This window comes from Paraburkholderia phymatum (assembly GCF_038900715.1).
GTDB classification, from domain to species: domain Bacteria; phylum Pseudomonadota; class Gammaproteobacteria; order Burkholderiales; family Burkholderiaceae; genus Paraburkholderia; species Paraburkholderia phymatum_A.
On record NZ_JAYMRZ010000013.1, the window covers coordinates 176,275 to 195,126 of the forward strand.

Annotated in this window: 16 protein-coding genes; 12 read left to right on the forward strand and 4 right to left on the reverse strand. The window is 64.2% G+C overall.

The genetic code is table 11. From position 1 onward, the window contains the following. Nucleotides 1-69: 69 nt before the first annotated feature. Nucleotides 70-1,071 carry a GlxA family transcriptional regulator gene (locus VSR68_RS23645; protein ID WP_342942155.1) on the reverse strand — a complete coding sequence of 334 codons (1,002 nt, stop codon included), beginning with the start codon at nt 1,069-1,071 and terminating at the stop codon, nt 70-72. 946 nt (nt 1,072-2,017) lie between these two features. Between VSR68_RS23645 and VSR68_RS23650 the strand changes: the two genes are divergently transcribed. The 3 genes from VSR68_RS23650 (at nt 2,018) to VSR68_RS23660 (ending at nt 5,142) form a co-directional block, all read left to right on the forward strand. After that, nucleotides 2,018-4,216, forward strand: a complete 2,199-nt coding sequence (locus VSR68_RS23650) for a hypothetical protein (protein WP_342942209.1) — start codon at nt 2,018-2,020, stop codon at nt 4,214-4,216. A gap of 227 nt (nt 4,217-4,443) precedes the next feature. Beyond that, nucleotides 4,444-4,584, forward strand: a complete 141-nt coding sequence (locus VSR68_RS23655; RefSeq protein ID WP_342942156.1) for a hypothetical protein — start codon at nt 4,444-4,446, stop codon at nt 4,582-4,584. Nucleotides 4,585-4,668: 84 nt separating this feature from the next. Then, nucleotides 4,669-5,142 carry a GDP-mannose mannosyl hydrolase gene (locus tag VSR68_RS23660; RefSeq protein ID WP_342942157.1) on the forward strand — a complete coding sequence of 158 codons (474 nt, stop codon included), beginning with the start codon at nt 4,669-4,671 and terminating at the stop codon, nt 5,140-5,142. Nucleotides 5,143-5,278: 136 nt separating this feature from the next. Here the strand turns inward: VSR68_RS23660 and galU are convergent, their stop codons facing one another. Beyond that, a complete protein-coding gene (galU, locus tag VSR68_RS23665; RefSeq protein ID WP_342942158.1) occupies nt 5,279-6,196 on the reverse strand; it encodes a UTP--glucose-1-phosphate uridylyltransferase GalU in 918 nt (305 codons plus the stop codon). Between the two features lie 184 nt (nt 6,197-6,380). Here galU and VSR68_RS23670 point away from each other — a divergent pair, with 184 nt between their 5' ends. The 3 genes from VSR68_RS23670 to VSR68_RS23680 all read left to right on the forward strand — a co-directional run bounded on the left by VSR68_RS23670 (nt 6,381) and on the right by VSR68_RS23680 (nt 9,215). Continuing rightward, on the forward strand, nt 6,381-7,442 hold the full coding sequence (locus VSR68_RS23670; RefSeq protein WP_342942159.1) for a GlxA family transcriptional regulator: 1,062 nt from the start codon (nt 6,381-6,383) through the stop codon (nt 7,440-7,442). Nucleotides 7,443-7,731: 289 nt separating this feature from the next. Continuing rightward, the gene (locus tag VSR68_RS23675; RefSeq protein WP_342942160.1) at nt 7,732-8,124 is read left to right on the forward strand and encodes a hypothetical protein; all 393 of its coding nucleotides are present in this window, start codon (nt 7,732-7,734) and stop codon (nt 8,122-8,124) included. A 278-nt stretch (nt 8,125-8,402) separates the two neighbouring features. Then, nucleotides 8,403-9,215 (forward strand): mechanosensitive ion channel family protein, encoded by an 813-nt coding sequence (locus VSR68_RS23680; RefSeq protein ID WP_342942161.1) that lies wholly within the window; start codon nt 8,403-8,405, stop codon nt 9,213-9,215. Between the two features lie 78 nt (nt 9,216-9,293). Here VSR68_RS23680 and VSR68_RS23685 read toward each other — a convergent pair whose 3' ends face one another. After that, nucleotides 9,294-9,983, reverse strand: a complete 690-nt coding sequence (locus tag VSR68_RS23685; protein ID WP_342942162.1) for a DedA family protein — start codon at nt 9,981-9,983, stop codon at nt 9,294-9,296. Between the two features lie 255 nt (nt 9,984-10,238). Here VSR68_RS23685 and mutL point away from each other — a divergent pair, with 255 nt between their 5' ends. Both mutL and miaA read left to right on the forward strand, forming a co-directional pair. Beyond that, complete coding sequence (gene mutL / locus VSR68_RS23690) at nt 10,239-12,359, forward strand: DNA mismatch repair endonuclease MutL (RefSeq protein WP_342942163.1); 2,121 nt, start codon at nt 10,239-10,241, stop codon at nt 12,357-12,359. 49 nt (nt 12,360-12,408) lie between these two features. Next, nucleotides 12,409-13,380 (forward strand): tRNA (adenosine(37)-N6)-dimethylallyltransferase MiaA, encoded by a 972-nt coding sequence (gene miaA / locus VSR68_RS23695; RefSeq protein WP_342942210.1) that lies wholly within the window; start codon nt 12,409-12,411, stop codon nt 13,378-13,380. Nucleotides 13,381-13,453: 73 nt separating this feature from the next. Here miaA and purM read toward each other — a convergent pair whose 3' ends face one another. Beyond that, complete coding sequence (gene purM, locus VSR68_RS23700) at nt 13,454-14,521, reverse strand: phosphoribosylformylglycinamidine cyclo-ligase (protein ID WP_342942164.1); 1,068 nt, start codon at nt 14,519-14,521, stop codon at nt 13,454-13,456. Between the two features lie 106 nt (nt 14,522-14,627). On the opposite strand from purM, the gene VSR68_RS23705 reads away from it, so the two are divergent. The 4 genes from VSR68_RS23705 to pcnB are packed head-to-tail and all read left to right on the forward strand — an operon-like array spanning nt 14,628 to nt 18,851. Continuing rightward, on the forward strand, nt 14,628-15,704 hold the full coding sequence (locus VSR68_RS23705) for an AI-2E family transporter (protein WP_342942165.1): 1,077 nt from the start codon (nt 14,628-14,630) through the stop codon (nt 15,702-15,704). A gap of 42 nt (nt 15,705-15,746) precedes the next feature. Then, nucleotides 15,747-16,499: a DnaA regulatory inactivator Hda gene (gene hda / locus VSR68_RS23710; protein WP_342942166.1), complete on the forward strand. Its 753-nt coding sequence runs from the start codon at nt 15,747-15,749 to the stop codon at nt 16,497-16,499. A gap of 34 nt (nt 16,500-16,533) precedes the next feature. Next, nucleotides 16,534-17,220 (forward strand): HAD family hydrolase, encoded by a 687-nt coding sequence (locus tag VSR68_RS23715; RefSeq protein WP_152755190.1) that lies wholly within the window; start codon nt 16,534-16,536, stop codon nt 17,218-17,220. Next, nucleotides 17,217-18,851 carry a polynucleotide adenylyltransferase PcnB gene (pcnB, locus tag VSR68_RS23720; protein WP_342942167.1) on the forward strand — a complete coding sequence of 545 codons (1,635 nt, stop codon included), beginning with the start codon at nt 17,217-17,219 and terminating at the stop codon, nt 18,849-18,851. The genes VSR68_RS23715 and pcnB overlap by 4 nt, the downstream gene beginning before the upstream one ends. The last annotated feature ends 1 nt before the right edge of the window (nt 18,852 follow it).

An 18,852-nucleotide genomic window follows, 5' to 3' on the forward strand; every position in this document is an offset into this window, starting at 1 on the left:
CTCCTTAATGTCTGCCATTGATGGCCAGGCAGGACTACCTGAGACGCGTTTTCAGATCTCGGCCGGCGTTCAGATGCCGGCTTCGCGCCGGGTCTTCATCCGGTATTCCGTCGGCGAGACTTTCATCCGCTTGCGGAAGATCTTCGCGAGGCGATCGCCGTTGCCCATTCCCGTGCGCCGCGCGATCTTGTCGACGGGCAGTTCGGAGTCGGTCAACAGGCTGCAGGTGATCGCGAGCCGTGCGTGCAGCAGGTAGTCGGACGGAGTGACGCCCACTTCCATCTTGAAGCGGCGCAGGAAATTGCGTTCGCTCATCGCGGCCACCTGGGCCGCATCCGCGATCGAAATCGACCGCTGGCAGTTCTCCTGTAGCCAGCGCGCTGCCGCGCGCACCTTGTCCGCGGGGCTGCGGCCCGTGCTGTCGCCCAGCAGCGACATCAGGCTGTCGCCCGCATCGGGCATCAGTCGTTCGGCCACGTTGCGCGCCACGTCGATGCCGAGATCGCGCTTGATCAGCATCAGCGCGCTCTTCATCGATTCGAGGCGATCGTTCGCTTCGTTGCCGTTTTGCTCGTCGCGCTCTTCGCGCACGGTGTAGCTGCCGAAATCGCGTTGCTGCACGCCGTTGATGCACGCCGCTTCGAGCAGCGCGCGCCCTTCGCCGATCGGACGCACGGTGCTCGTGTTCGCATGAACGCGCCGCAGCCACGCAATGAGCCGTTCGTCGCGGGACGCGCTGCGCGCACCCTTGCCACCCGCCACGAACAGCGCATCGAATCCCATGTAATGCCGCGCATCGAGTCCGTCCGTCCAGACGCGAATCGATGACGAGCACGTGATGTTGCCGCCCGAGGCCGACAGGAAACTGACGTCGTAAGTCCAGCCGTGGCTGGCGGATGACGCCAGTTCGTTAGCTGCATGAAAGACCTCGGCGACGATCCCCGCGCCAAGGAGGGAGCAACCGTCGAACAGCAAAATAGCAATGTGGCGAGTGGCGGTTGCGTAGTGCGCGCTGCGCTCAGGCGCTCGTACCCAGCCTACCATTGGAGTTTCCAAACTTGCATACGCCATGACTCTTCCCCCTTGACCTTCCGGCGTGGAAAGAACTAGTTAAATCCAAGCGATGTGCAGTGCATCATACGCATTAAAAAAACAATCCCGGCGGACAGTGACTGAAACTGACGATGTATTGGCGTATTCGGTCCGATTGCTGATCGAAGCCTTTCAGCCCGCATTTGACAGTCACATATAGCCAAATTAATTCGGCTTACGCGCGGCGAACGAATTCGCCATTTCATATCACAAATGAGGCGCTTCCGGCTCCGCCCCGCCAGGCTTGACACAAAGCATTACAATTTGTTGCAATTACTGGACCAGCCCACGGGAGGACTGCAATTTTTTCAGGCTCTCTTTAGCACCTGTAATAGTTACTCAAAACCCGTCGATTCCTCCTCTAAGTGGGATTTTGCTAATATGAAATTAAAGCCTTATTAATATGATGAAAAAAGCGGCTCGCAATGCTCGGATTACGAATTATAAGAAGACGAAAACCAGCCCGAATAATTAATTCTTTTCGTCTTTAGATTCGTCTATAAATAAAACCATTAATGTTTCAAAAGCGAAACATTAAAGCCGGATAACAGACGCCGCGACGCTATCGAAACGGGGTAAAGCGAGGGTTTTGGCGGCTCCCGGCGGTCCCGTCGAACGCGCAAACGCCTGTCGTGTGGTCGCCGGGCCTTATGCCACGCGGATAATGCGCATTAGGTGAATGCCGCCATTGGCAAGCGTCGCGACGACGCAACATTCGCATTCATCCGCCATTGAAGTTGCGCACGAACACTAAAGAACGTCCAATTCCTGCTAAGTGCGCGGTGTAATCTTGGTCGCTCTAATGCATAGCCGGTCATCCATACCGTCACGGGGGGGAAGAATGACTGATGGCGACCAATCGTCCTGCAAAAGATACGTACTCCGGCTGAAGTGCATCGCTGATGCGCTCGATGTGTCCCTCGTCATGCGCGCGTCGCTGCTTGCCGCAGCGATTGCGTTGGCGAGCGGCTGCGACAGGGCCTCCGCCGATAACGCGCAAGAACCGCCGTGGACGAAATGCGCCGACGAGCACGGCACCTGCTCGTTCAACGGCACGCGCGACGTCCGTTACGGCACGCAGGCGCGTCATACCGTCAAAACGCTGACGAACGGCACTTCATGCGATAACGGCGTATTCGACGATCCAGCGCCAGGCGAAGAGAAGCAGTGCTGGATTTCAGGGACCCACAGCGCGGCCGGTGCATCCGGTGCTGCCGCGAACGCCGGCGCGACACCCGCTGCATCGCCTCGCGCGGCGATCGACAACGACGCCAGGCAAGCGAAAGCGCAACCGTATTCGAACCACGCTCAGGCGCTCCGCTGCAACGCTTCACCGGATGTCGCGACAGCGAATCCGCAAGGCGGTCTCATCGACGCCGATACGCCGGACAGCAACGGCACGCGTCTATTTACGCTCGATCGTTCGTTCCGCGTCGCCATCACGACCCGCGCGTCGCGCAACGACAAGCTCGCCTGGCAGATCCGCGATGCGTGGGGCGCCGTGCAGGCAAGTGGCGCTTTCGAGGTCGCGCAAGGCGCGCGTCAGATCACGCTGAATTGCACGTCGACGCTCGCGGGCTACTTCGCCTTGTCCGCCTCGCTCGAACAAGAGCATGGACAGTTGCCCGCGCGCGGCACGCGTCCCGAAGGCATCGCCACGTTCGGCGTGCTGCCCGATGTATCGGCGAGCGTGCCGCCCGTGCATTTCGCGCGCGCGGACCTGCATCGCTTCGGCGGCCAGGGCACGGCGTTCGTCGCGCCGGGACAGCACTGCTGCGATGGCGACGGCTATCGTCCGCTGTATCCGCAGCTCGGCCTCACGTGGGTCAACGACAACCGCAATTGGTATACGGAAGAGCCGGACCGCGCGAACACGTTCGATCCCGCCACTGCGCGACTCGCGCCGTGGTTCCGCAAAGGCGACCTGTTGCGTCTGATCCAGCTCGACGGCTTTCCTGGTTGGGCGAGCCCAACAGGCAAGCAGACGCACAGCTATCTGCCGAAATCGACGGGCGCATTGCGCGAGTACATGCAGCGCGTCGGCACCGAATCGAGCCGCGTGCGAACCACGGTCTTTGCGGCGCAGTCGAGCAACTACTATCAGGTCACGTGGGAGCCCGACGCGGGAGGCGGCCTGCCGTGGAAAGACACCGACGCAAATTTCGTCGAGCTATACAAGACGGTGTATGAAGGCATCCACGCGACCGATCCGAATGCCGTCGTGATGGGGCCGACGTATGGCTCCGTGACGGGCAATATCGAATCGCTCAGGCGCCTCGCGCCGCTTGGCCTTCCGAAGTATCTCGACGGCATCGCGATTCACGGCTACTACGATCCGAACGGCCCCAGCCCGTCGCATCCGCCCGAGCGCCTGATGAACGCCAGCGATCCGCAGCAGGCGCAATACGCGCTGCCGACCTCGATGCGCGCGCTGCGCCGTCTGATGGCCGCTCAGTACAAGCCTGGCGCGAAACTCTTCGCGACGGAGACGGGCATCAGCTACGACGTCGGCGAACAATACGGCCCGCACTATCCGACGGGCGACGTGCTCTACGCGCAAGGCGCCGTCGTCGCGCGCACGCATCTGATCCTGCTCGGCGAAGGCGCGGACATGACCTACATCTTCTATTCGAACGACACGCCCGACGCGACGCCGGGCTACGGCGTGTTCTTCGATCTCGATCATCCGAAAGGCGATTTCGGTCCGGGCGCGATCAGCCCGAAGCCCGCGGCGCTCGCGGTCGCGGCGATGACGCGGCTGATCGACGGCACGGCCACGCTCGGTCCCGTCAAGCGCACGCCCGCCGGCGTCTATGCGTATGCGTTCCAGCGGCTGAACGGCGGCAAGATCGTCACGGCCGCGTGGACGCACGACAACGCGAAGTGGAACAAGTCGACGCACTTCGATCCGGCGGCGGGCGTGTCGTGGCGTCTGCAAGTGGATGCGCCGGGCACGTCCGGCACGGTGACGGTGTTCGACATGATGGGCAATCCGTCGAGCGTGCCCTATCAGAACGGCTACGTGACGCTCGCGCTGACGGAGACGCCTGTCTATGTCGTTTCGTCGGATGCGGCCGTGATGAAGGCGAACGTCACGACGCCGGCGGGCTATATCGCGCCTTGATGCAACGCTTGATGCAAGCCTCGACGCAAGCCGTGATGCACACGTGACGCGTGCCCTCCGCATGCGCGCCACGCACGCGGATTTGTCCATACGTGACGAGATTTAGGCGTGAGACGACAGAACCGCCTTTCATTGCTGCGGATAGACTCTTGGCAATGCCGCATGCGAGGCGCCGCCCGCGCGCTGCGCAGCGGGCGCGCGCGAAGGCACGACTAGGGAGCGGTCGGATGAGTGGCTTCGCCTGGATCATGGTGGTGGTCATTGCAGTGCTGGCTTCCGGGCTGATTCTGTGCGCGGCTATCGTCATTGTCATTGCCATTCTGTTCGCCACGTCGTCCCGGCTTTTCACCCGCGACTCCGATCAATAAACCCGCAGCCCGCGCACGCCGGCTTCGCGCTAACGCGCCGGCCTCGCCGCGACTGCACACACACGACATTGACGAGAGACAGACATGGCCACCACATGCGCCGATTTCCTCGAAGCAGACGATTTCCTTCAGGTGGTAAGGATGACACCCCTCGTGTCGATCGACCTGATCGTGTCCGACTACGCGGGACGTGTGCTCGTCGGACACAGGCGCAATCGGCCCGCGCTCGGCACATGGTTCGTGCCCGGCGGACGCATCTGCAAGAACGAGCGGCTGGACGCGGCCTTTACGCGCATCGTCGACGCGGAACTGGGCATTTCGGGCATGGAGCGCTCGGCCGCGCGCTTCGGCGGGCTGTTCGAGCATCTATATACCGACAACTTCGCGGGCGCAGACGAAATCACCACGCACTACGTCGTGATCGCGTACTTCCTGACGCTCGAGAGCACGGCATCCGTGGGTCGCTTCGATCAGCACAGCCGCTATATCTGGCTCACGCCCGAAGACCTGCTCGCGCACGACGGCGTGCACGAGAACACGAAGGCGTATTTCCGCTAGCGCCACAGTCTGCCTGCCGTCGAAAGATGTCGCGGGCGCGAATGAAAAACGGCACATCGGAGTGCGCCGCTCTTGATGGTCACGCGATACCGACATACGAACCCGAACGCGCAGAACCGCCGACGCGCCGACGCGATCAGGCGCTGCCCACCATATCCGCCAGCACTTCCGGCGCACCGCCCGCGACGTGCGCGCGGCCGCGCAGATACGCTTCGAACTGTTCCTTGACCTCGGGATGGCGCAGAGCGAATTCGACCGTCGCCTTCAGGTAGCCGAGCTTGCTGCCGCAGTCGTAGCGCGTGCCGTGGTACTGGTACGCGAGCGCCTGCTCGTCGCCGAGCAGCGCCTGGATCGCGTCCGTCAGCTGGATTTCGCCGCCCGCGCCCGGCTGCTGGCGGCGCAGGTGATCGAAGATCGACGGCATCAGCACGTAGCGGCCCACCACGCCGAGATTCGATGGCGCGTCTTCCGGCGCCGGCTTTTCGACGATGCCCGACATCTTGTAGAGCCGCTCGTCCCAGCGCTTGCCGCCGATCACGCCATACGAGCGCGTTTCGTGTTTGCCGATTTCCTCGACGCCGACGATCGAGCAGTGATAGCGGCTGAAGAGCTGCACCATTTGCGACAGCACGGGCGGTTCGCCGTCGAGCAGATCGTCGGCGAGCATCACCGCGAACGGCTCGCCGCCGACCAGCTTTTCGGCGCACAGCACGGCATGGCCGAGCCCGAGCGGCTCCGGCTGGCGCACGTAGCAGCATTCGACGTGGCTCGGCTTGATGTTCCGCACCAGCTCCAGCAACGCGAGCTTGCCGCGCGCGCGCAGCTCGCATTCGACTTCGTACGATTTGTCGAAGTGGTCTTCGATCGCGCGCTTGCTGCGTCCCGTGACGAAGATCATCTCGGTGATGCCCGCCGCGATCGCTTCCTCGACCGCGTATTGAATCAACGGCTTGTCGACGACGGGCAGCATCTCTTTCGGGCTTGCTTTCGTCGCTGGAAGGAAGCGCGTGCCGAATCCGGCCACGGGAAATACGGCCTTGCGTAGGGTGAGCATGCTCGCCTCGTTGAGTGGATTGATCAGCATCGATACGCCAGCGTATTCCGCGAATATCGAGCCGATCTGCCAACTTCTCGTTTTTTTCCGACTCCGTGCGACAGCGGGTAAAAACGTCGGCCTATGATTGACGCAAAGTACACGGACCTTACTCTTTCGCCGTCCTCGGCACTGGAGACAGACGATGCGATATGAGCACGCGGAGAATCAGTGGCTGGATTCATCCTCGTATAGCGCAGTCGTCAACGTCGGGCACATGGTCAAACGCATCGGTATTCTCGTTTTTGAACGATTTCCGTTAAGCGACGTGTGTCTGCTTGCCGACGCATTCCGACTCGCCAATGAAGCCCAGGCGGATCAGTCAGGCGAGGGTTCAGGTGTCGAACCCTCGTATTCGATCGTGATGCTGTCCGAAATGGGCGGCAGTGTAGTCAGCAGCTGTTCGCTGCGCGTGTGGACAGAGAGCCTCAATGGGCCGCTGCTGAACGGCTTCGACACGCTGTTCATCGTCGGCGGTCCGGGCGCGTCGCGCGCGAAGGCGAACGAGCGGCTGATCCGCCGGCTGCGCGCAATCGCGCCGAAAATCCGCGTCGTCAAGGCGCTCGACGAAGGCCTCGGCGTGCTCGCGGCCGCCGATCTCGCGTTCGAACGGCGCGGCTGGCGCAATGTGCCGGGCGCGACCGATCCGTTGGGCAAGCCGCTCGCGCCCGTCCCGAACGATCCGCAATGGCAGATCGAGCCTGGCGCATCGCTCGACGTCGATGCGCCCGTGCGTTCGATCGCCGCGGCGCTGACAGTCATCAAGCGCGATCACGGCACGCCGATGGCGCGGCTCGTGTCGGAGCGCGCGCTGTCGGGCGCGTCGCGCCGCCTCGATGCGCTTCTCGACGACGACGAGAAAAAAGGCATCAGCCGCAAGATCACGACGGCCGCGCACTGGATACGCGAGAACTACACGCGCCATATTTCGGTGGCCGAAGCCGCCGAAGTCGCGAAGATGAGCGAGCGCAATTTCCTGCGCCGCTTCAAGTCGCAAATCGGGCTCACGCCGTCGGAATACCTGCTGCGCGCGCGGCTCGACGCGAGCTGCCTGCTGCTCACGGAGACGGACATGTCGATCGACGGCATCGCGCGCCGCTGTGGCGTGCGCAGCGGCGACGGGCTCGCGAAGATCTTCCGCAAGCGCCTGTCGATCTCGCCGACCGACTATCGCGCGGCACATCGGCGCAGCGCGTCCAAAGGCTGACCGGCTGCGCGGCTCGCGGGCGGACCGGCGAGAGACTCTCGAAACATCCGTCGTCACGGTCGTCACATTGAAAGCGCAAGGGTCTTCCGGCAACGGAAGACCCTTGCGCTTCTTCGCATTCCGCCTCCCGGGCGGCCGCGCCGGCTCATTGCCTGTCGTTTGCCGCCAACGCGTTATTGCGGACTCCGTATATTTGCATTTATCGAGATGAAAAGACGTGCAATCATCCCGCGGCTACTCGCGGTGCCGGTTGCAACACGTCGACGACACATGGCGAGCAGCGTTCGCAATGCAACGCTTTGATCTCAACGTCATGGTCAACTTCCTGCTCGATCTGATTTCGAACCTGGTGATCCTCGCCGTCATGCTGACGGCATGCAGCCTATTCAACGGGATGAGGCCCGGCGCGAAGGCAAACGGCTATCTCGTGTTCTTCGTGTTCATCGCGATTGCGCTGGCATTCGATGCCGCGTTGACCTTTCTGGTGTTCGCCGATTCGCAGACGCGCTACGGCAAGTTCAGCACCACGGAATCCTTCATGCAGCGCGGCGCCGCGTATCTGACGGCATCCGGCATCGCGATCTTTCTCGCGCGCATGCGCAGCCGCAAAGCGTCGCGTGGCGCGCAAGGCGCCGCCGTCATCCGCACGTCGGCGTACACCAAATCGCAACTCCCCATGTAGGCAGGCCGGAAGGCCGGGAATACGTCTTGCTAACGGGCGCGCCGTCGCCTATAACATTCGATGATTGCAGGCGGCGCGATTTGCGCCGCCGTTCTTGTATATCGGGCAACCAGTCTCCTCCAGCCGTTCGCCGTACCAGATAAAACGTCGTGCAGCACAAGCGATGGACGCGGCGTCGCTTCCTCTCGCGGACTCGCCCGGCCCGTCCGCGCCGCGTTCTTCTTCGTCGTCGCATGCACGCAGTCAGTCAAGCGCAAACCGACTCAAGCGAGGGAATCGTGGACATTGAAGCCGCACGCGTCTTTCTGATGACCCGGGGCATCGACTTCGGAACCAAGGTACTCGGTGCGATCGTTCTATGGATTGTCGGGCGATGGGTGATCGGGCTCATCACCGGCCTGATCCGCAAGCTGCTCTCGCGCAACAGCAACGTCGATCCGACGCTTGCGCACTATCTCGGCTCGATACTCGCCGGCATCCTGAACCTGTTGCTGGTGCTCGCGATTCTGCAAGTATTCGGCGTGCAGACGACCTCGTTCGCCGCGCTGCTCGCGGGCGTCGGCCTTGCAGTGGGCACGGCCTGGGGCGGACTGCTCGCGCATTTCGCGGCGGGCGTCTTCATGCAGGTGCTGCGGCCGTTCAAGGTCGGCGATTTCGTGACGGCGGGCGGCGTTACGGGCACGGTGCAGGAACTGGGCCTGTTCGGCACGACGATCATCACGCCCGATAACGTGTTGACCATCGTCGGCAACAACACGATCTTCTCGGGCGTGATCTCGAATTTCAGCGCGCAGCCGGTGCGGCGCGTCGAACTGACGGCGAAGGTGGCGAACGGCGTCGATCCCGTCGATGCCGCGAATCGCCTGCGCGCGGCCGTGACGAAGATTCCGAATGTCTCGCAGAATCCGCCACCCGATGTCGAGCTGTTGTCGTTCACGCCGGAAGGTCCGTTGCTGTGCGTGCGGCCGTACACGCACAACGACAACTACTGGCAGGTCTACTTCGATACGAATCGCGCGATCGTCGAGACGTTCCGCGATGCGGGTTATCCGACGCCCGAAACGCCTTTCGTGCGGCGCGCGGCCGCGTAGTTCCTTGTTTGTCGCGTGGCGATTGCTCCGCTTCGCGCGGGCGGGCGTTCAAGGCGCTCCCTTCGAGCGCCCCGGCGCTCACTGCCCCGTATGGTTGCTCGCCGACCCTGTCGGCTGGCGCTTGCCGCGCATCATCTTCCACAGCGCGCCGAGCGCCACGGGCACGATCGCCGCGCCAATACCCACCAGCACGATCACATTCAGATACTGGCGAATAAACGGAATGTTGCCGAAGAAATAGCCAAGCAGCGTGAGCAGCAGCACCCAGAAGAACGCGCCCGCGAAATTGAAGAGCTGGAAGCGCCGGACACTCATCTGCGACGCGCCCGCGACGAACGGCGCAAATGTCCGCACGACGGGAATGAAACGCGCGAGCACGATGGTCTTGCCGCCGTGGCGTTCGTAGAAGTCGTGCGTCTTGCGCAGCGCCTCGCGATCGAGGAAACGTTCGAGCACGGGAATGTGCGAATTGAACACCTTCGGCCCGATCGCGCGGCCGATCATATAGTTCACTGTGTTGCCGAGCACGGCCGCGGCCAGCAGCAGCACGATCAGCAGTTCGATGTTCATTTCGCCCGTCGCGCAAAACGCGCCGCCGATGAAAAGCAGCGAATCGCCGGGCAGAAACGGCAGCACCACGAGACCCGTCTCGCAGAACACGATCAGGAACAGCACCGCGTAGACCCACGCGCCGTACTGATGGATGAAGACCCCTAGAAACTTGTCGATGTGCAGGACAAGATTGACGAATTGCAGCAGCGTGTCCAAAGATCGTCCTTTAAAAAGCAGATGGCTGACATGACGGGCGCAGCGGCCGTCGCGTGCGGAATGCGAAGCGAAATCACGATTCGCGACCGAGCCTAGACTTGACCGCGCCATGATACCGAAGTGCCATGACGTCTTGAAAAAAAGTCGCGGGCCTTGATCCGGCTAGACTGCAGACTCAACGGCATCGACCGCACCCTGAATAGCGGATTCGGTCACGCGCTCAGACGATCTGCGACGAATCGCTATAATTTCGCCATGTCCGCGATCCCCGAATCTTCCGAAACGCCCGACGGCAACAAGCCCGCGACGAGCGCCGCACCCAGTCCCGCTTTGGACCAGTCATCGGATCAGGCTTCGCGCCCAGGTTCGAGTCCCGCTGCGAACGCCGTCGACAGCGCCGTCGCGCCGCGTGCATTGCGCGCGATCCAGCCGCTTCCCGACCAGTTGATCAGCCAGATCGCCGCGGGCGAAGTGGTCGAGCGGCCAGCATCCGTCGTGAAGGAAGTGCTCGAAAACGCGCTCGATGCAGGCGCCAAAACGCTGCGCATTCTGCTCGACGAAGGCGGCGTCAAGCGCATTTCGATCACCGACGACGGCTGCGGCATTCCCGAAGGCGAACTCGCGCTAGCGTTGATGCGCCACGCGACCAGCAAGATCCGCTCGCTCGCCGAACTCGAAGCCGTCGCGACGCTCGGGTTTCGCGGCGAGGCGCTCGCGTCGATCGCGTCGGTATCGGAAATGCACATCACGAGCCGCACCGAGCATGCTTCGCACGCGATGCGTATCGATGCGCAGACGGGCGCGCTGTCGCCCGCTGCCGGCACGCGAGGCACGACGATCGAAGTGCGCGAGCTGTACTTCAACACGCCCGCGCGCCGCAAGTTCCTGAAGAGCGAGCAGACGGAACTCGGCCATTGCCTCGAAATGATCCGCCGCGCCGCGCTCGCGCGGCCGGACGTCGCGATTTCGGTGCTGCATAACGGACGCGCGGTCGAGCACTGGAATGCGAGCGATCCCGCGACGCGCGTCGCGAAGATTCTCGGCGAGACGTTCGCGACCGCGCATCTGCCCCTCGACGAATCGGCGGGACCGCTCGCCGTGTACGGCTGCGCCGGTCTGCCGACGGCGAGCCGCGGGCGCGCCGATCAGCAGTATTTCTTCGTCAACGGCCGCTTCGTGCGCGACAAGCTGCTCACGCACGCGGTGCGCGCCGCGTATGAGGACGTGCTGCATGGCGACCGCTTTCCGTCGTATGTGTTGTTCCTCGATCTGCCGCCCGAAGCCGTCGACGTGAACGTGCATCCGTCGAAAATCGAAGTGCGCTTCCGCGATTCGCGCTCGATTCACCAGTTCGTGTTTCATGCGGTGCAGCGCGCGCTCGCGCGACATGCGGGCGCGTCGCCGGAGACGACATCGGGCGGCCACGCCGCGCGCATCGACCCGATGCCGTCCGCGACGCCCGCAGCGACACCGTCTTCGTTCGGCTCGACGCCGCTCGGCGGCGGCTTCAAGGTCAGCGACGGCGGCAGCCCGCAGCCTGGCAACACATGGCTGCGCCAGGCGCGCATGACGCAGGGCACGCTGCCCGTCGCGCAGCCGCTGGCGCTCTACGATGCGCTGTTCGGGCGCAAGGACACCGGCGCGGGCACATCGCAAGGCACGACGACGCTCGAACTGCGCGACGCTGACGACGGTCACGGCCCGGCGGACTACGGCCGCGCGCCCTCGCCTTCGGGCTTCGCGCCACAGCAGCAACAGACCGGCGCGCCGCAGACTTTCGACGCGAACGACGAGCAGCCGCTCGGCTTCGCGCTCGGCCAGATCCACGGCATCTATGTGCTCGCGCAGAACGCGCGCGGCCTCGTGATCGTCGATATGCACGCGGCGCACGAGCGCATCCTCTACGAGCAGTTCAAGAACGCGCTCGCCGACCGGACGATCGCCGTGCAGCCGCTGCTGATCCCGTTGTCGATGACAGCCGATGGCGTCGAAATCGGCGTCGTCGAAGAAGAGCGGGAGACGCTCGATGCGCTCGGCTTCGATCTCGCCGTGCTGTCGCCGACGAGCATCGCGATTCGCGCCGTGCCCGCGCTCCTGAAGGATGCCGACCTGCAAGCGCTCGCGCGCGCGGTGCTGTCCGACCTGCATGCGTACGGCGGCTCGCGCGTGCTGACGGAACGCCAGCACGAACTGCTCGGCACGCTCGCGTGCCATCACGCAGTGCGCGCGAACCGGCGTCTGACGCTCGACGAGATGAACGCGCTGCTGCGCCAGATGGAAGCGACTGAACGCGCGGATCAATGCAATCACGGACGTCCGACGTGGTATCAGCTGACGCTTGCCGATCTCGACCGCCTCTTCATGCGCGGACAGTGAGCGGCTCCGCTGTCCCATTCCGCTCACGCCTGTCATGACGCATCACAAAATGCAGCAAGCAGCGCAGCACGAACCGCAGCCGGTCGCCTGCCTGCTCGGCCCGACCGCCTCCGGCAAGACGGCCGCCGCGCTCGCGTTCGCCGCGCGCGCTCCCGTCGAAATCGTCAGCGTCGATTCGGCGCTCGTCTATCGCGAGATGGACATCGGCACCGCGAAGCCGTCGCCGGAAGAACGCGCCGTCGCGCCGCATCATCTGATCGATATCGTCGACCCCATCGACGCGTACTCGGCCGCCGATTTTCGCGCCGATGCGTTGCGCCTCGTCGGCGAGATCGTTGCGCGGGGCAATGTGCCGCTGCTGGTCGGCGGCACGATGCTTTACTACAGGGCGTTGACGCAGGGTCTGAACGATCTGCCCGCCGCCGATCCCGACGTGCGCGCGACGCTCGACGCAGACGCGGCGCGCGAAGGCTGGCCCGCGCTGCACGCGCGGCTCGCCGACGTCGATCCCGTCACGGCCGCGCGCCTCGCACCGAACGATTCGCAGCGCATCCAGCGCGCGCTCGAAGTGTTCATGCTGACGGGCCAGCCGATGTCGGCGCTGCTCGCCGCGCCCGCTCGCGACGACGCCGCCGCGCGCCGCTATCGTTTCGTCCCCATCGCGCTGGAGCCGTCCGATCGGAGCGTGCTGCACGCGCGCATCGCGCAGCGCTTCGACGCGATGCTCGCGAACGGTTTCATCGACGAAGTGAAGGCGCTGCGCGCGCGCGGCGATCTGCATCCGGGCTTGCCGTCGATGCGCTGCGTCGGGTACCGGCAGGCGTGGGAATACCTGGACGGCGAAACCGACTACGACACCATGCGCGACAAAGGCATCTTCGCGACGCGCCAGCTGTGCAAGCGCCAGCTGACGTGGCTGCGCGCGATGCCGGAGCGGATCGTGATCGACTGCTGCGCGGGCGATGCGACGGCGCAGGCGTTGCGCGCGATCGAGCGCGTGACGTCGGGCGCGGACCAATAAGACGCGAACACATGAAAAAAGCCGCCGGGCTTCGCAGCCGGGCGGCTTTCTGACCTTTTCAGCGACGCTGCGCTCAAACGACGACGGTCTGCGCCTCGCCTTCCTTGCTCGCGCGCACCGCGCCGATCTTCCAGACCTGCTCGCCCGCTGCGGACAGCAGGCCGATCGCCTTTTCCGCATCGGCGGCCGACACGATCACGGCCATGCCGATGCCGCAGTTGAACACGCGATGCATTTCCTCGTTGGCGACGCCGCCGTGCTTCTGCAGCCACGCGAACAGCGGCGGCAGCGGCCATGCCCGATGATCGAGCTCAGCCGTCAGGCCCTCTTTCAGCACGCGCGGAATGTTTTCGACCAGACCGCCGCCCGTGATGTGCGCCATGCCCTTCACTTCGAGTTGCTGCATGAGCGCGAGCAGCGGCTTCACGTAGATGTGCGTCGGCGCCATCAGCGCTTCGGCGAGCGAGCGGCCGTCGAAATCGGCGTTCAGGTCCGGCTGCGCGCGCTCGATGATCTTGCGCACGAGCGAGTAGCCGTTCGAATGGATGCCGCTCGACGCGAGACCCAGCACGACGTCGCCCGGCACGATCTTGCTGCCGTCGATGATCTTGCTCTTTTCGACCGCGCCGACAGCGAAGCCCGCGAGGTCGTATTCGCCGTCGGGGTACATGCCCGGCATTTCAGCCGTTTCGCCGCCGATCAGCGCGCAGCCGGCCAGCTCGCAGCCCGTCGCGATGCCCTTGACGACGGTCGCGGCCGTGCCGACGTCCAGCTTGCCGCACGCGAAATAGTCGAGGAAGAAGAGCGGCTCGGCGCCTTGCACGAGGATGTCGTTGACGCTCATCGCGACGAGATCCTGGCCGACGGTATCGTGCCTGTTCAGCTGGAACGCGAGCTTCAGCTTGGTGCCGACGCCGTCCGTACCCGACACGAGCACGGGCTCCTTGTACTTTTTCGGAACCTCGAACAGCGCGCCGAAACCGCCGATGCCGCCCAGTACGCCGTCGCGCAGCGTCTTCTTGGCAAAGGGCTTGATCGCGTCGACGAGGGCGTCGCCCGCGTCGATGTCCACGCCAGCGTCGCGGTACGACAATCCTTGGGCCGAATCAGGGGAATTCGGGGCGGATTTCGGTTGATTCATGAGGGGAGAGCTCGAAGGTCGGTAAAATGCGATTTTACCCGATGCCGGCCGTGTGGCTGGAATTTGAAACGCCGCCTCCGACGACACGACACCTGGGAAATCCGCTTTGCAGCAAAACAGTCCGATCCTCACGCCGTATCAGCGCCGCGCCTTCATCTGGATTGCCATCGCGCTAGCCGTGGGCATTCTCCTCTGGCTGCTGAGCCCCGTGCTCACGCCGTTCCTGCTCGGCGCGATCCTCGCTTACATCCTGCAGCCGGGCGTCGCCTGGCTCACGCGCCGGCGCGTGCCGCGCGGCCTCGCCGCGCTTCTGATGATGCTGCTGTTCGTGCTGATCGTCACGCTGCTGGTGCTGCTCGTGCTCGCCGTCATCCAGAAGGAAGTGCCGCAGCTCAAGCAGCAGGTCCCCGGTTTCTTCTCGCACCTGCACTTCTGGCTGCAGCCGAAGCTCGCGATGCTGGGACTCGCCGATCCGCTCGACTTCGCGAGCATCCGCGACATGGTGATGAGCCAGCTCGAAGGCAGCGCGCAGACGGTTGCGCTGTACGCGTGGACGTCGATCCGCACCAGTTCGAACGTGATGATCACGGTCGTCGGCAACGTGGTGATGGTGCCGCTCGTGCTGTTCTATCTGCTGTACGACTGGAACGCGATGCTCGCGCGCCTGCGCGGCTTCATCCCGCGCCGCTTGTTCGCGAAGACGATCCACCTCGCGCGCGACATGGATCACATGCTGTCGCAATACCTGCGCGGCCAGTTGCTCGTGATGGGCGTGCTCGCCGTGTTCTATGCGGTCGCGCTGTATATCGCCGGCTTTGAGATCGCGCTGCCCGTGGGCATCTTCACGGGGCTCGCCGTGTTCATTCCGTATATCGGCTTCGCGACGGGCCTCGCGCTCGCGCTCGTCGCCGCGCTGCTGCAGTTCGGCAACTGGTACGGCTTCGGCGCCGTCGCCGTGGTTTACGGAATCGGCCAGATACTCGAGAGCTTCTTTCTGACGCCGCGACTCGTCGGCGAACGGATCGGCCTGCATCCGCTCGCGGTGATCTTCGCACTGCTCGCGTTCGGCCAGCTGTTCGGCTTTTTCGGCGTGCTGCTCGCGCTGCCCGTGAGCGCGGTCCTGTCGGTCGCGTTCCGCGAGCTGCGCCAGAGCTATCTGTCGAGTTCGCTTTACAAGAACTGATCGCCTGTCGGTTATTCGGGGCTCATTTACGGCTTATCTATCGTGTCGCGCCAACTGACGCTCGATCTCGGCACCCCGCCGCCATCGACATTCGACAACTTCTTCGCCGGCGCCAACGCCGAGCTGGTTACGCGCCTGCGCGAACTGGACGCGGCGCTCGCGGCGGGCCCCGTCGCGGACCGCACGTTCTACGTGTGGGGCGAGACGGGCAGCGGCCGCACGCATCTGCTGGAAGCGCTCGTGCACGAAGCGCCGCCGGGACACGCACGCTATGCCGGCCCGCAGAGCAGCCTCGCCGCGTTCGCGTTCGACCCTTCCGTCGCGCTGTATGCGATCGACGATTGCGACCGTCTGTCGGGCGCGCAGCAGATCGCGCTCTTCAACCTGTTCAACGAAGTGCGCGCGCATCCGACGAGCGCGCTCGTCGCGACGGGCAACGCCGCGCCGATGGGGCTCGAAGTGCGCGAAGACCTGCGCACGCGCCTCGGCTGGGGCCTCGTGTTCCACCTCGCGCCGCTCGCCGACGAAGGCAAGGCGGCCGTGCTGAAGCACGCGGCGCGCGAGCGCGGCATCAATCTCGCCGACGACGTGCCCGCCTATCTGCTCACCCATTTCCGCCGCGACATGCCGAGCCTGATGGCGCTGCTCGACGCGCTCGACCGGTTTTCGCTCGAACAGAAGCGCGCGGTGACGCTGCCGCTGTTGCGCACGATGCTCGCGTCGCCCGGCAACGGCGGCAACAATGGCAACAACAGCGGCGACGGGCCCGACGGCCCGCGCCGTGTCTCGTCCTGAGCCTCGTCATCCGCTTCAAGTAAAATAGTCCCCCATGGCCAACCTCGCTCTCTTCGACCTCGATCACACGCTCATCCCCACCGACAGCGACCACGAATGGGGCCGCTTCATGGTGAAGCTCGGCATCGTCGACGCCGAGAATTTCGCGCGTGAGAACGACCGCTTCTATGCCGACTACAAGGCCGGCAAGCTGGACATTCATGCGTACCTGGTCGCCATGCTGACGCCGCTCGCGAAGTATTCGCGCGAGCAGCTGAAGGCGTGGCACGACCAGTACATGCATGAAGTGATCAAGCCCGCGATCATCCCGGCCGCGATGGAACTGGTGCGCAAGCATCGAGATGCAGGCGATCTGTGCTGCGTGGTCACGGCGACCAACGAGTTCATCACGGCGCCCATCGCCGAAGCGTTCGGTGTCGAGAAGCTGATCGCGTGCGAAGTGGAGACGATCGACGGCCATCCGGCTTCGGCCTACACGGGCTTTCCGAAGGGCACGCCTAGCTACCGCGAAGGCAAGATCGTGCGCACGGAGGAATGGCTTGCGTCGCTGGGCAAAACCTGGTCGGACTTCGAGCGCAGCTATTTCTACAGCGATTCGCACAACGACATCCCGCTGCTCGAAAAGGTCACAGACCCGATCGCGACCAACCCTGACGACACGTTGCGCGCTCACGCGCAGAAGCACGGCTGGCGCATCCTCGAACTCTTTCAACCCACGTGATCAAGAAACTCATTCGCAAGCTGCTCGGACAGGACGCGGACTCCGCCGGCGAGGCCGCGCCGTCCGCTCAAACCGACGACAATCCGCACGACGGCAACGGCCATGAACGCGCGCGCACGGGCCGCACGGCCGCCGCGTCGTCGAAAGGCAGCGCTGCATCATCGAAAGGCGGCTCGCGCCGCAAAGCGGCCTCAGCAGCCGTACCCGAGCCGGACGCGCCCGTCATCATCTCCTCCGATATTCACGGCATCGACCCGTCGCTGATTTCGCGCAACGCAATCCGCGTCACGGAAGGCCTGCAGGAAGCGGGCTTTCGCGCGTTCATCGTAGGCGGCGCGGTGCGCGACCTGCTGCTCGGCATCGCGCCGAAAGACTTCGACGTCGCTACCGACGCCACGCCCGAACAGGTGCAGAAGCTCTTTCGCCGCGCGCGCATCATCGGGCGGCGCTTTCAGATCGTGCATGTGCAGTTCGGCCAGGAAATCATCGAGACGTCGACGTTCCGCGCGCTCGTCGACGCGCCGGCCGCCGATGCCGACGTCAGCGCCGCGCCGCCGCGCCGCCTGAAGCGCGACGAGCTGGACCGGCGCACGCATGCCGTGGACGCGAGCGGCCGCGTGCTGCGCGACAACGTCTGGGGCGAGCAGCACGAAGACGCGACACGCCGCGACTTCACCGTCAACGCGATGTACTACGACCCGGCGACGCAGACGGTGCTCGACTATCACAACGGCATGTCCGATGTGCGCGCGCGCCTGTTGCGCATGATCGGCGACCCGGCCACGCGCTATCGCGAAGACCCGGTGCGCATGCTGCGCGTCGTGCGCTTCGCCGCGAAGCTCGATTTCGAAATCGAAGAAGCGACGCGCGCGCCGATCACGGATCTCGCCGATCTGATCAACAACGTGCCCGCCGCGCGGCTCTTCGACGAGATGCTCAAGCTGCTGCTGTCGGGCCATGCGCTCGCGTGCCTGCAGCGTCTGCGCAAGGAAGGTCTGCATCACGGCCTGCTGCCGCTGCTCGACGTCGTGCTCGAACAGCCGCATGGCGAGCGGTTCATCACGCTCGCGCTGAACAACACCGACGCGCGCGTTCGCGCGGGCAAGCCGGTCTCGCCGGGCTTTCTGTTCGCGACGCTCCTGTGGCACGACGTGCAACAACGCTGGCAGCAATATCAGACGAACGCCGAATACCCGGTGCCTGCGCTGCATCAGGCAATGGACGACGTGCTCGACATGCAGACGGAAAAGCTCGCGATTCACAAGCGCTTCTCGTCGGACATGCGCGAAATCTGGGGCCTCCAGCATCGCCTGGAAAAACGCTCGGGCCGGACCGCGCTGAAGCTGCTGGAACACCAAAGATTTAGAGCGGGGTATGATTTCCTCCTGTTGCGCTGCGAATCGGGCGAACTGGATGAGTCGGTCGGTTCGTGGTGGACGGAGTTCATCGAAGGAGACGCTGCCGCGCGCGAAGCACTGCTTGCGCAAGGCGGGAAGGACCGGACGCCCAGAAAACGACGGCGACGCAGCAGCCGCAACCGCAGCAAACAGGGCGACGGAATGGAGGGCGGCACGGGTTCAGGAAACCGCGCAGCGAACGATGCGAGCCAAGACGGCCCGCGTGACGACTGAC

What these genes read in the sequence shown, in the direction of transcription:
- VSR68_RS23645 (WP_342942155.1), bottom strand. Translation starts at nt 1,071, where the DNA reads ATGGCGTATGCAAGTTTGGAAACTCCAATGGTAGGCTGGGTACGAGCG.
- VSR68_RS23650 (WP_342942209.1), top strand. Translation starts at nt 2,018, where the DNA reads ATGCGCGCGTCGCTGCTTGCCGCAGCGATTGCGTTGGCGAGCGGCTGC.
- VSR68_RS23655 (WP_342942156.1), top strand. Translation starts at nt 4,444, where the DNA reads ATGAGTGGCTTCGCCTGGATCATGGTGGTGGTCATTGCAGTGCTGGCT.
- VSR68_RS23660 (WP_342942157.1), top strand. Translation starts at nt 4,669, where the DNA reads ATGGCCACCACATGCGCCGATTTCCTCGAAGCAGACGATTTCCTTCAG.
- galU (WP_342942158.1), bottom strand. Translation starts at nt 6,196, where the DNA reads ATGCTCACCCTACGCAAGGCCGTATTTCCCGTGGCCGGATTCGGCACG.
- VSR68_RS23670 (WP_342942159.1), top strand. Translation starts at nt 6,381, where the DNA reads ATGCGATATGAGCACGCGGAGAATCAGTGGCTGGATTCATCCTCGTAT.
- VSR68_RS23675 (WP_342942160.1), top strand. Translation starts at nt 7,732, where the DNA reads ATGCAACGCTTTGATCTCAACGTCATGGTCAACTTCCTGCTCGATCTG.
- mutL (WP_342942163.1), top strand. Translation starts at nt 10,239, where the DNA reads ATGTCCGCGATCCCCGAATCTTCCGAAACGCCCGACGGCAACAAGCCC.
- miaA (WP_342942210.1), top strand. Translation starts at nt 12,409, where the DNA reads ATGCAGCAAGCAGCGCAGCACGAACCGCAGCCGGTCGCCTGCCTGCTC.
- purM (WP_342942164.1), bottom strand. Translation starts at nt 14,521, where the DNA reads ATGAATCAACCGAAATCCGCCCCGAATTCCCCTGATTCGGCCCAAGGA.
- VSR68_RS23715 (WP_152755190.1), top strand. Translation starts at nt 16,534, where the DNA reads ATGGCCAACCTCGCTCTCTTCGACCTCGATCACACGCTCATCCCCACC.